The organism is Posidoniimonas corsicana (assembly GCF_007859765.1).
GTDB classification, from domain to species: domain Bacteria; phylum Planctomycetota; class Planctomycetia; order Pirellulales; family Lacipirellulaceae; genus Posidoniimonas; species Posidoniimonas corsicana.
In genome coordinates this window covers 634,700-647,817 of the sequence record NZ_SIHJ01000001.1, presented here as the reverse complement: position 1 = coordinate 647,817, position 13,118 = coordinate 634,700, and the positions used below count along the sequence as shown (strand labels likewise).

At 57.1% G+C, this 13,118-nt stretch carries 7 protein-coding genes; 6 read left to right on the top strand and 1 reads right to left on the bottom strand.

Going from position 1 to position 13,118, the window contains the following annotated elements:
• Positions 1-101 precede the first annotated feature (101 nt).
• Complete coding sequence (locus tag KOR34_RS02415; protein ID WP_146561892.1) at positions 102-314, bottom strand: transposase; 213 nt, start codon at positions 312-314, stop codon at positions 102-104.
• 416 nt (positions 315-730) lie between these two features.
• On the opposite strand from KOR34_RS02415, the gene KOR34_RS02410 reads away from it, so the two are divergent.
• From KOR34_RS02410 to KOR34_RS02385, 6 genes are all read left to right on the top strand, one after another.
• Complete coding sequence (locus KOR34_RS02410; protein WP_146561890.1) at positions 731-2,350, top strand: prenyltransferase/squalene oxidase repeat-containing protein; 1,620 nt, start codon at positions 731-733, stop codon at positions 2,348-2,350.
• 312 nt (positions 2,351-2,662) lie between these two features.
• Entirely contained in the window at positions 2,663-4,747 is a 2,085-nt protein-coding gene (locus KOR34_RS02405) for a hypothetical protein (RefSeq protein WP_146561888.1), read from the top strand.
• Positions 4,748-5,607: 860 nt separating this feature from the next.
• Positions 5,608-6,636, top strand: a complete 1,029-nt coding sequence (locus KOR34_RS02400) for a hypothetical protein (protein ID WP_146561886.1) — start codon at positions 5,608-5,610, stop codon at positions 6,634-6,636.
• Positions 6,637-6,683: 47 nt separating this feature from the next.
• Positions 6,684-9,335 carry a GAP1-N2 domain-containing protein gene (locus tag KOR34_RS02395; RefSeq protein WP_146561884.1) on the top strand — a complete coding sequence of 884 codons (2,652 nt, stop codon included), beginning with the start codon at positions 6,684-6,686 and terminating at the stop codon, positions 9,333-9,335.
• A gap of 3 nt (positions 9,336-9,338) precedes the next feature.
• Complete coding sequence (locus tag KOR34_RS02390; protein WP_146561882.1) at positions 9,339-12,200, top strand: hypothetical protein; 2,862 nt, start codon at positions 9,339-9,341, stop codon at positions 12,198-12,200.
• Positions 12,201-12,248: 48 nt separating this feature from the next.
• A complete protein-coding gene (locus KOR34_RS02385; RefSeq protein WP_146561880.1) occupies positions 12,249-13,118 on the top strand; it encodes a DUF4339 domain-containing protein in 870 nt (289 codons plus the stop codon).

Here is a 13,118-nt window from a genome sequence, read left to right as displayed (position 1 = left end):
GGCCCGTTTCATTAGCTTGGTCGCCATGCCGCGGCGGATCTTGCCTACGCGCTTACACCTATCCTGGCCGAGGCCAACGCGCAGTCGGCGAAGCCTTCGCTCTAGTCGACTTGGCCCGCGCGGTCAAGCTTGCCAATCAGCCGACGCCAGGCATTCTCGAGCACGCACGACTCGATCAACTCGACGAACTTCCGCCAGAAGGTCGGGTACGACGAGAACCGGTCGGGTAGGTCCGTCCACCGGGGGCCCGCGCGGAGCACCCACAGCACGCCCTCGAAGCAGGCCCGGCCCGAGTGGCCATCAGCGGCAGGCAGGAACTAGTCCAGGTCGCCAGCGGCGTGACCCACTGAGTGTCGTCCAGGTATATGAACGGCGGCAGCGATATGGTCCTCGCCCAGTTTTCGTCATTCAGCAGCGCACGGGTGTCTCGCATCAGTGTGCGTTCGTCACACCAGCAGACCCCTGCCGTCATTCAGAAGTAATTCCGCCATCGCTACGAGTGACGTCACCGCGAATCGCTTGTACTGTATTTCTAACTTGATTTGATTCTGTGATCCAATTTTATACCGTGGAGGATATATAATAGCTCTTTCGCCACGAGCCTACATCCTAGGACGAGGTGCACACTCAGAGACAGCCTGTTTTACCTAGCAAGCCAGAGCCGAGTCGTCGCTTCTTTCGAACAGATTGGTCGGTCACGTGACCTGCTGAAGACATCAGGCACAAGCATATGGCGATTCAGCGACATTCCAACAAGCAATCTCCTTCTGACTTCGGCACGGGTAGTCCTCCGCCATTGCCAGAATCGAATGAGCAGCAATTCCATTCGTTCGCCTCAGCTGTCGCAGCAACCTTATTCGTGTTGTTCTTGCTTGTAGTCGTAGTGCTGGGGTTTCGCTTCAGGTTGCTCAGCAATCACCGCGCAGCTGAGAACTCGGGGGTAGCGTACACTTCCTCAAGAATGGAAGGCGGGGAGTCCAACGGGAAGCAGATTTCCGCCGAAGGAATGATGCCTCATCAAGCTTCCGATGCGATGGAGTCCAACCCGGATTCCATGGCTGAATCAGAGGTTCGAGACCAAGGGCAAGATCCCCTCAGCACGACATTCGAAAACGAGGGACGGCAGCCTCCACAGGATGCACGACATGCTATCGAAGAAAATGTGGAGGTAAGTCTTCCGCCCGTGGCGCTAAAGGAACCCTCGGTCGGCCAGTTCTTCATACCGGACGACGAAGGCTCACGGAACTGGGATCCTGAAAACCAGACGCTTGACTACCTCGACCTGTCAAGTTCTCTATCCGGCCGATCCGGCGACGAGAAGCAGCAACTGCTAGAGGAGAATGGTGGAACTCCGGTCACTGAGCATGCCGTCGAACTTGGGCTCGAGTGGCTGGCGCGCAACCAACAAGAAAGCGGCCTGTGGAGTCTGCGAGGGCCGTATCAGGATGGAGCGAGACTAGAGAACGACGCTGCTGCAACCGCAATGGCGCTGCTCGCGTTTCAAGGCGCTGGCCATACTCATCAGGGAGATTCCCGCAGCAAATATCGGAGAGTTGTTGCCCGAGGCTGGAAGTGGCTCAGGAGACAAAGTGACGCAAGCGGCAGTTTCTATCGATTGCGCGGTGGGTCAACTAGTGGAATGTACACGCATGCGTTGTGTGCAGTCGCACTGAACGAGCTGTACGGAATGACTCGCGACAGAGACTTCCGTCGACTTGCGCAGAGAGCCGTAAACTTCAGTGTCCGCGCACAGTCACCGATGGGAGGGTGGCGGTATAGCCCCAATAGCCATGACAGCGACACATCGGTAACGGGATGGTTCGCTATGGTCTTGCAGAGCGCACGAATGAGCGGACAGGATATTCCTCTTGAGTCGTTGCGTAACGTTTCGGCTTATCTCGACAATGCATCAAACGGCTACGGAAGCCGGTATTCCTACATGCCTGGTACAGTGGCAAGCCGGAGCATGACGGCTGAGGCGCTTCTGTGCCGGCAGTACGAGGGCTGGCCCCGCAACGACCAGCGAATGCTGGAAGGCGTCGACTATCTTCTCGAGGAGCTGCCAGAGTGGGATAACCGGAAACGCAACATCTACTATTGGTACTACGCCACGCAGGTTTGCCACAACATGGGTGGGAAGCCGTGGCGGAAGTGGAATGATGCCATGCGCGAAGTACTTCCCGGCAATCAAGAGCAAGAAGGCCCAGAGGTCGGAAGTTGGAGTCCACGCGGCGACCGGTACGGTAGCGTTGGCGGACGTCTATACGTCACTTGCTTGTCGTTGTGCACCCTCGAGGTTTACTACAGGTACCTCCCGATCTACGAAACCACCTCTGTTGAGGAACGCTAATCGCCCCTATCGCTACGATTAGGGCTGAGAAAAGGTGCCCGTGCAACGCGGCCGACGCCGTGTTCGGCACCGTGCCGCTAGAATGCCCGCAATTTTCGCCTGCTCTTCTGAATCTCTAGGACTTGAGGTTGCGCGACGCCGCAGTCAGAATGGAAGGGCAAGCGACCAGGTCGAGACGGCGTTCGGAAGGTCACTAGAAGAGGCCGAGCGCCATTGCGTGGCCGGGGCGGCTGCGTTCAACAAGCTGTAAACTTAGGGACGACTGCAAGCTAGCTGCATCGCCTTAGTTCAGAGGGTAAATCCAGGGGCAAAATGGACTCCAACGAACTAGCTGTTTACACGCGACTGCTTGGCATTCCCACCGAGAAGTGCCCTCCGACCTACTACACTCTCCTCGGCCTCGAGCCCAATGAGCCCGACACCAACGCGATCGTCGCGGCGGCGAAGGCGCAGACTAATCGGCTTCGCAAGAATGTACCGCACGAATTGCATGCGTCAGTGCTCGCCGTTGCTAAGACAATCTCAAGGGCGAGGATATGCCTGAGTGATCGCGATGCCCGTGCGGCTTACGATCAGAGCATTGGCTTCCACCATAATGCCGAAGAAGAGAAGCCTAGCCTGATCTCGGGAGGTGGCAATGAAGGCTTAGTATCGCCGGATGAGGGAAGTCTACTGCCGCCGTTGATTCTAGAGGAGTTCCCACTAGACCTGACATCTGATGACGACTCGCTGTGGGTTGAGGACGAAATACCGGAACTGCCTCCAACAAGGTTTGCTCTTTCCTCTGCTCCAGCCACCAGAAAACCCGCGAACGGCCGTAGCAGCAAGAGCAACACTAGTCTCTTTGTGATCGGCGGCAGTGTGCTCGCCGTCACTGCTGCACTTCTCGTAGCGATGCTGTGGCGGTCGCCTAGTGCTACGATCGGCCACACCGCCTCCTCCGATAGATCTGAAGCATCGAACCGGCAGCAGTCTTCACGACCGGAGAGCGAGAATCAACGTGCGGTCGCAACAGCGGAAACGACTGTGGTTCCAGTGGAAGTTCTAGAGGAAGCAGATCCTAGTCCCGAGGAGGATGCCTTAAGACCGCGGGATCAGTCGCCCACGCAAGTTGAGGTAACGACAGACCGCGTCGAAGTGCCACCATCAATGAGCTTGGTCGAGCCTGCCGCGGCAACGTCAAAGGTCCTTTCTGCTGATGCCAAGCCGAAAGCCAAAGCAGGTGAGGCCGTTGTCTTTGATCTTCAAGACTCGGTTACGTTACCAGGTTATGCACGCTCATACGGTGACGCCGCAGAGTCAGCTTCTGCGAAAGTTGTATCTCTCGGAGCCATATCGCATATCTCAGATTCAGACTTGAAATTTGCGATTTATTCGCCGAGTCACGGAGGTCAATCAGCATCGACCTTCGACGTCATGAAGATAAAGGACCGCCCAAGTGGGAGTGTCTGGGGGATTCGCTTTGGTACGCAGGATATCCCTGGCACTCCGGACCGGAGGTCTGCTCTCGCAAGCCACGCCAAGACGACTGGGCCAGTGATCGCAGGCCTGCGCGTACGTGACGGAAGGCTAGAGTTTGCATGGGGCAAAGGGGATGCAGCTGCGGCAGGGGGGCAGCTCCGCAACTGCGCGATACATGTTTCGGCAGGGAAACTAGAAGGGCGAGTTGGACTGTCCGAATCTGGCACGATAGACGCATTGACACTTGATCTAGAGCAACCGATTCCACCGATTCAGGTACACCACTTCCCACTCCCTCCCGAGCCGACGCTCCGCTGCGAGCTTGTCGCTGCCCTGTTCGCTGGAGTAGCGACGGAAGTAGATCCACCATCGCAACAGATTGGCTGCGGCGAGACTCTGACGCTGAAGATTGTTGACTGGCAAGACGGTGAATGGGTTGGAGATCTAGAGGTTCGCGTGCGTTTTAATGCTTCGCGTGATGGTCGTTCGGCTGAGCTAGAGGTTCAGCCAAGATTCCGCATGGGCAGGGGATGGAAGCCATTGGAGGCTGAAGAGATAGAGTCGCTCGCGAGACGTTCCGAGATCGATCTTCGTAAGGCGCGCGCCGAGTTAAACTCTGCACGGAGCGAGATTTCTTCTTTACCGGGAAGGATTGCCAGCCTGAGGGCGGCGGCGACTCGTAATAGTGGCAGTAATCCTGGCGCAGTGCGTGAATTGTCTTCTGCCCAGTCTGCTCTGAAGCGTGCAAACTCGCGAGCGGGGCGACTGAGTCGGTCAATCCCGAAGATCGAAGAAGGTATAGCCCATCTGCGACAATTAGAATCGATTCGACGATCTCTCCATCAGAAAGCAAGGTTGCAGTTTCGTGTGTTTGTGCAGCTAGTGGATGGAGAGCTCAGCCTACTTCACCCGGATGAATCCAGCACAACTCTGTGAGGCCGGAGTGCCTGTGAGTCTCAGTAAACTTAACTCTCGAATGAGATTACTCCGAGTTGGGCTAGCGGTTGTCTGGCTTGCTACGGCAGTTTCGTGCCAGCTATCCACCTCTGTGGTCCACGATGCCGATTCGGAATCGCTGCCGAATGAGTCGGACACTTCCGCGTCCATTTCCGCTTCTCCAGATGACAAGCCAGAGCGTAGGAGCAAGGCCGGCGACGCTGCTCACGGCGTCAATGATGAAGAGACTCGTAGTACGCCGCCCCCCAAGGCGCCTAACGCTACACCAAACGCAACCGCTAAGTCGTTTGAAGAAGCGCATCAGTCTGCTGAGATGGGCCGGCGTGCGGCTGATGCCGCGTTCGATGCGGGCCGCCTTCAAGACGCTTTCTCTCAGGCAGTTAAGGCTTGGCAGCTTGTGCGTACTCGCACGGACGACCCGGAGTCCCAAGCGTTGGCCGCTGCTCTGCTTAGAGACGTAGAGAAGTACGGAGAAGCGTTGAACCAAGCGAACGGCGGCGTTCGTCACGCCGTCGAAACCAATAAGCCGCTTCAATTTGAGTAAAGCAATTGACGTGATGAGTGGTTCGATTTCACCGAACGAGGTTCACCTGGGCTTGCGTCCTCGCGTGATCTGCCCGCATTGCTGGACCCGGTTTAACACGGAAGACACACTTTGGGTCGCGACCCACCCGGAGCTTCAGCATGACCCGCGGCTTGATGGAGATGGGCTTCGGTTCTTGCCTACGCGTTTCGATGTAAATGGGAACGCTATCGATCCTCACGGGATGGTTTGCCAGGACTTGGCGTGCCCCAACTGCCACCTTCGTGTTCCGCGTCCCCAATTCGAGATGCCAGCGATGTTCGTCTCGATTGCTGGGACGCCATCCTGTGGCAAGACGTACTTCCTCGCTTCGATGACATGGCGTCTGCGACACGTTTTCCCGAAGCATTTTGCGATGACGTTCTCTGATGCAGACCCGGTTTCAAACCTCCAGCTCAACGAGTACGAGAACCAACAATTCTTCAACCCCAACCCTGACGAAGTCGTCAAGCTGGCAAAGACGCAGGAGCACGGCGAACTCTATGACACCGTGATGTTCGGAGAGAAGCTGGTAGAATACCCGCGTCCGTTTCTTTTCGCGATCCGCCCGAATGCGCACCACCCCAACGCCGGACAAGGTGGCAAGACCTCTCGCTTGCTCTGCCTGTACGACAACGCGGGAGAGTCGTACGAGCCCGGCCGCGACGATGCATCGTCGCCTGTCACTCGGCACTTGGCTCACGCCCAGGTGCTGATGTTCTGCTTCGACCCGACACAAGATCCACGGTTCCGCCAGGAATGCCGGTCGGCGTCACAGGACCCGCAGGTAGTTGGTGGACTCGAGACGCGTCGTCAGGAAGCGGTTTTCCATGAGTTGGTTGACCGCGTGCGACGTCACGCAGGTCTTCATCAAAACGAGAAGCACCGTCGCCCGTTGGTTGTCATTGTTACCAAGTACGATGTTTGGAAACCGATGCTTGGCGAATGCGATTTGCCAGATCCATGGCTGCCAGTACCAGGCTCCGCATTGTCGGGGTTGGACGTTCCCCGGATTGAGGGGGTTTCGGATCAGGTGCGGGAGCTCCTCTGGCGGTTCACCCCGGAGATGGTTTCGGCGGCAGAGGCGTTTTCAGATAGAGTCACCTACATCCCCGTCAGCGCTACCGGCTGCAGCCCGGTGGTGGACGAGGACTCTGGGCAGATTTCAGGTATTCGACCGCGAGATATCAATCCTATCTGGACCGAGGTGCCGCTACTACTAGCACTCGCTAAGTGGGGAGCGGGAATGGTGCCGTACAAGACCGGCAAGAAGCCAGAAGGCGACATCGAAGGCCGATCCGCCTAGCGTCTTCGCCGGGTGTTCACAAGTACTTTCTTACGTCACCAAGAACCGTGTCTCAAGAACTCGTCTACACGTCGGCGCCGAAAGGGCTCAAGGTTGGAAGCCGAGGCTTCTGCACCGTCGCCTCGACGCGTGGGATGGCCAAGAACCTGGCCGATCGGTTGGAGGCAATCAGTGGCTACAAGCATGTCTTCCCTCCCGGCACACCAGAAGCCATCAAGAATCCCGTCAACTACAGCTACTTGAGTTTCAAGGTTGGCGGCAAGAGCTACTTCATTCTTTCTCGAGTTGCGGACGCGGGGCTCGACTACACCCAGCGTGCAAACAAGATCGCGCATCACGTCGCTTTTTCAAGTGGGGAGTTTTGCGATGCTGGTCCGGCGTGGGCGGCCTCTCAACCCGGGTTCCTGATTGAGTCTTGGGATAGCGAACCACAGATGTTCGAGGAGGGGCGTGCCCTACCCGCCGGTGGATTGGAAGCCGGAGTCTGTTCTGGCTGGCGTTCAGCTACGGGAGACGCCGGTTGGGCGGGTGTGCTGGCGGAAACCGTCGCAAACCGCACGCATAGCGAAGCCTACCTCGTGTATCCGCTCGGGTTGGACATCCTTGCCCTGCTTTGTGAAGCGCAGTCGCTGCTGTCACCGCCCTCGCGTTGGGGCGCAACGTTCACAACCTACTTTACACGGATCCCTCCCGGCGTGGACTGCAAGTGGCGATGCATCCCGGTCACCGAAGGCGAGGAGCAGCGCGTCGCTGCGGCGCCCGGCAGACTCGTCGTTGACCTTACGAAGCCGCTTGCCCCGGCCCGTGGGGGGGAGTTGGTAGAGTTTGCGAGAACGGGACAATCACCGGTCCGGCCAGCAACGCCTCCACCAAAGCCACACGTCGCTGCTCCTCCTCCGGAACCAGTTGTCGTTCTGGAAGATATCGAACTAGACGAAGGCTACGATCTTCAACCCGAAGCAAGAGCCGGTGCCGGTCCTCCGCAGCTTCCCGCCAAGCCAGGCCGGCGCCGCGAGCCACTCGAATACGGCCCTATCTCGAATTCTCCGGGGGCCGGGGTCTATGCGCTGCTTTCGCTGCTTATTCTGCTGAGCTGCGGAATAATTGCGGGTCTCTCTTACTTAGGTTGGGGAATGTCACAGCGTTCGGTAGTCGAGGCCGACAACGAACAACTTGACGAATCACTTGATCCATTTAGCCCGAAACTTATCGAAGAGCCAGGTGCAGAGTCGGGTGAAGAGTCGGGTGAAGAGTCGGGTGAAGAGTCAGGTGAAGAGTCAGGTGAAGAGTCAGGTGAAGAGTCAGGTGAAGAGTCAGGTGAAGAGTCAGGTGAAGAGTCAGGTGAAGAGTCAGGTGAAGAGTCAGATGAAGAGTCAGATGAAGAGTCAGGTGAAGAGTCAGGTGAAGAGTCAGGTGAAGAGCCAGGTGAAGAGCCAGGTGAAGAGCCTAACGCAGATACTGCAGTGCAATCGAGAAAGCATGCAGGGGTGGGCGACGGTGTGATGCTAGAGCCGATTCCAGACGATTACTTTGCACAACTGAGTTCGGCCGTTGAGCTCCCATCTGAAAGTGAGGAAGCTGTCAAACTCGGCACATTGCCGAGCAATAGCGTCTCCCTAGGCTTGGCTTTAGTGATACCCGATGGACCTCCGATGCCTAACCTGTCAATCAGAGAGCAAACGGATCTGTTCAGCTGGGAGATCCTTCGCGACGATTCGCCGATTATCTCGATCGACAAGCAAGCTACTGGCAGCGACGACCTGCTAGAGATTGTTGCAAGGGCCCTCGTCAAACTCGACAGCGAGCTATCCGTTGCCGAGCAACGCCAGCTTCGAGGCGGCTACTTGCAGTTCACCACGATCGGCAGACAACCTCAGCTGAAGCACTTCATCAGACTGAGTCGCGTAGCTGTATTGAGGCCATTGCAGTTGTCCGCTCGCGATTCAAGCGACTCCATTACCGTTCCTCTGGAGCATAGCTACTCGAAGCTAACGGTAGTGCTCAAGCTTATTGACGATCGAGTGAAGATGGTCGATGCGAACGGACAGCACCTAGACTCGATTTCGATACCTCTCGGATCTCCACGCTCGATGGGGCTCACCGGCGTGCTCAAGTCAAGTGACTCCAGGAGGCACCGCATTCAATTGGATCTGATGGCCGACGAGCATTCAGTAGGGCAAGTAAGGGTCGACGCGAATCTTCGGTATCGTCCGTGGCAGGGTTTTGAAGAAAGTGAGCAACTCCCAGACCTTGAATCCATCCGAAAGCCAACGAAGGGTGAGATCCTAGCCACTATTACAAAGTGCTTAGTTGCTGACAGCTCGCGCTTAGAAGTCCTGAATCAGTGGATCCAAGGCTCTAGTTCACCAACTCATATCAGGACTAAGAGCGACCTTGGCCGCTGGGCGAATTCTGTAAACTACAAGAAGCTCGACCAAGCTGTGAAGGTCGTTCGGCCACGAGAAGGCAAGCCAGTAACTAAACTGAATGAGCAAGGCGAGTCAGTGCCAACTCGCGAGTGGGAAGATGCGTTGGAGGCCTATAGCATCTACCGTGACTGGACAGCCACCGTCGCCAAGTTGGATGAGCTACGACAGTCGAGAAAGTCAATCGTTGAATTCGGCACAACTCTCGTAGCGGAATTTGACGACGCCGGAGGCAACATCACCAGTCAGGTTATCGCGGAAACTAACCCTTAGCCAATGCAAACCTATCAGGACTACGTCGACGAGATCCAATCCGCTGTCTTCTCCACGGAGACGGCGGACCCGGACTTCCTCCGTGACACGGCGGCACTCTACGCGGAAGCGTGCGCCGAAGTGAACGACCGCCTGCGTCGAGTTGGGCACCTACTGCGACGTGGGCACCGGAGCGAGGCGATCCAGCTTACCGAGGAGGAGCCTAACCTGCTGGATCAGGTCGCCCTGCTCGACTTCCCCGAGCTCCCCGAGTGGATCAATATGCTGATCTCCTGGGACATGGCGACTCCGCCGCCCCTCCTGGTCGATATCGCCGCCGATCTCAACCGGGCATATGCGGACCAACAGCCCGTGGCGCCATTGCTCAGGCAGCACCGCCTGCTGGCATTAGGACGTGCGCCTTTGAGCGCACGTATCAATGTATTGCGACGGCTTATCGAGCTCGACGGGTACAACGAAGCCTGGGGCAGCGACCTCGAGTCGATGGAGAAGGTGCGGCTCAAGGAGATAGGCAACGAAGCAGAAAAGGCGTTCCGGAAAAACGATAAGGTACGTCTGTCCCGATTGCGCGAGGAGCTTCTATCGGGAGACTGGAGCGTCTCCATCTCGGACAGCGTCAAGGATCGCGTTTCCGAACTGAGTGACCAGGCAAACGTCAGGGGAGCCTCAGAGGACGTCACACGACTGGCGTCAGAGCTTAACGAAGCGTTCATGGCATTCGATGTCGATCTCGGGATGCAACTGCGAGATCGTTGGCGAGACGCTGTATCCACGGCCTGCCTAGCGACGGACGATGAACGCTTGGAACAGGCGAATCCCGCCCTAGACTGGTTATCTGACCAGGACAAGTTGATCGGCGAGCAGGTACGCCGCAGGGAACTCATTGAGGAAATTGAACGGGGCCTCGAAACGGAGGCGCCCGCCAAAGAGCTCGAACGTCTACTAGACAAGTCCGAGACCTTTGAGGAGCCTTTGCCAGAAACGCTACGACTCCGCGTCTCACGCCGGCTGCAGAACGCGTCGGTAGCGGCCCGCCGTCGGCACATGGTCACTCTAGTCTCGCTAGTTGGGCTGCTACTATTGATTGGCGTCGGCGTAGGCTACCTCGTTACGTCGCAACGCCGTGCCCGTATAGCTAACGACGCGGCCGCAACATTGGAGCGGCTGATTGGCCAGGGAGAGATTGAGCAGGCAGCACGCTATTACTCTACCCTCGCGGCGGACCAACCCGGGATTGCGGGCACATCAGCCGTACAAGACCAGCAGGCGAAAGTTGTTGCGGCTCAACGGGAGTCCGAGCAGCGAAGAGCAGGCTATGAGCGAGCGGTTGAGAGAGCGAGGGAACTCACCCCTGAAGATGCGGACACCTCGGCGATTGAAGAAGCGTTGGACCTTGCGACAACCGATGAGCAGCGTCGGAACGTCGAAGCCATTCAGGAGAGCCTGGCAAAGGATAAGTTCGCGTTGCAGCGGAAACGCGACAGCGACTTCACACGTATCCTGGAAGGTCTTCGCTCCCGGCTACGGACCCTTCAGAAGAACCAAGAAGCACCTGTCGCCGAGCTTGTGAGTCAAGCTCGCGCCTTCAGGAGAGAGGTCACCGAAACAAAAGATGCGCATCCCGGTGTGAGCTCGACTCTGCTGAGTCAGCTTTCCCCTTTGTCAACACGCGCCGAATCGCTTGAACGTGAGTGGCGTCGGTCAATCTCGAGCCAGGAGGCCCGCGACGACCTCGGAAAGGAGATCGGCAACACAACGGGGTATGTCGTTGCACTAGAAGACTTCGCGCAAGCCGTGCCTGACTCTCCAATTGCCGGTAACTTGGAGCTGCTCAAGAGCGAGAGCCTATTATGGCAAGGGTTGCTCGATTGGAGTGCGTTTCTGTCGTCTGAATTGACCGAGCCACACCGGCTCAGTCCAGCAGATGCCACCGCCGTGCTCGCAAAAGGCGACAAGCTACTAGAAAATCGAGCCGAATTCCCTGGCAGCACAGCCTTTAAAGACCGTCGTGCATACATTCAAAGTGTCGAGATGCGACCAAGGGCGATTGAAAGCCTCGCCAAGCTCTTCAGGGATCCACTTATCGCGAATCTATGGATGCTTCACAAAGCCGACAATGGAGATTCCTTCTATTGCCCGCAAGAGCCTGTCGAGCGAGAGAACCAGTGGCGTTTTGAGTACTACACCGACTTCAGCTTGACTAAGAGAAACGGAGGGTCGCTCAAGAGCGCTGTCGACTATGCAGGTCGAGCGCCTCAGTCGGAGTTAGCTGAATCTAGTCGCGAGGCGCTCGGGCAATTGGGTAGTCGTTCGTGGGAAAGCGTGATGTGCGAACTGCTCAGAGGGGTGATGGAAAAGCAGCGACTTGACCCGATACTCCGCTTGATCCTTCTGAAACGAGTGCTGCGAGAAGCTGCTAGAGGCAGTGATGCGGTCGAGAAGGGATTCACTACCTTCGGTGATTCGCTCAACGACATCAACATTGACATGACCGTCAAGTGGATGGATCCACGCGACACGGAGGCCCGGAAAGAGCGTGCGCGGGCTGCAAGGCTGTTGCTTCAACTTCCGCCGATCGACCAGGCTATACAAGCCACAGTTCGAGCGTATCAGGCACTGCGGTTGGCTGATCCTCCCCTGCACAGCTGGATCGGATGGTTGTCTCGCGATAGTTCTGGGAATTGGGAGGTTGTTACGCGAGAGAACCTGGAAGCTGACGGCGCCCTGGTTGTGCTGATGTCCGGGCAAGGCGATCGTAGTGCGGAGCTTCATTCCATCGGCCAGATTAGAGAGGGAACCGCAACAGTTCGATCTTCCACTTCTCCGGCGTTCGTAGAAGGACGGCCGGTATTCCTACAGCACTGATCAAGAAGCAGAGAATGAACGACAAGTACTGGCTCGGAGTATCCGTTGATGGATGAGCAACTATACGTCCGAATCCGTGGACGCGTGCAAGGACCATTTGAACTGGACAGGCTGCGCAATCTTGTTCGGCGCGGCCAGCTAAGCCGCATCCACGAGGTATCCACTGACCAAGCTACATGGACCGCAGCAGGTGACTACCCAGAGCTTTTTGCGTCCTCCGGCGCCGGAGTGACCGTATCGCAGGACGCGGGGCGTGAGGAGGTAGCCGAGGCGTCGACCAGCGGTGGTTCCCCATCCACTGAAGTCTCCGCAACTTGGTACTACTCTAATGGGCAGTCACAACAGGGGCCTGTGACCTTACCCGCCCTCAAGTCGATGCTGCAATCGGGAATGGTGGATAGCGACGAGTTAGTGTGGACTGAGGGAATGGACCAATGGGTTGCGGCAAACCAGGTTCGCGAGCTTGGCAGTGTCACGAACGCAGTGTCCCCCAATTCATCACGTCAGGTCAGAGATCGCGACCCGGTCAGTGAAAGCACAGCTCGCACGCTTGCGGAATCTCGACCGTGGGTCTTGTTCATATCGATCTTCCTATACGTCACGGCTGCCTTGTTCATTGTGGGCGGAATTCTCGGATTGGCAGTTGGGCCGCCTGAGCTCGGAGTGCTCCGGATATCGGCAAGCATCTCGTTGCTCCTATACGGAGTCGTGTCATTCTGGGCAGCACAGCTACTACTCAACTACACCACGCGTTTAGGGAAGTTCATCAATAGCCGCTCCGATGCACAACTCGACTCCGCCTTCAAAGGTCTGAAGACTTTCTGGGTCTTCACCTCATTCATTCTGATTTACCTTACGGTGAACGCCATCGCCGGGATCTTCTGGCTCACCACCCTTGACGCCGCTCTGAAGCTCTAG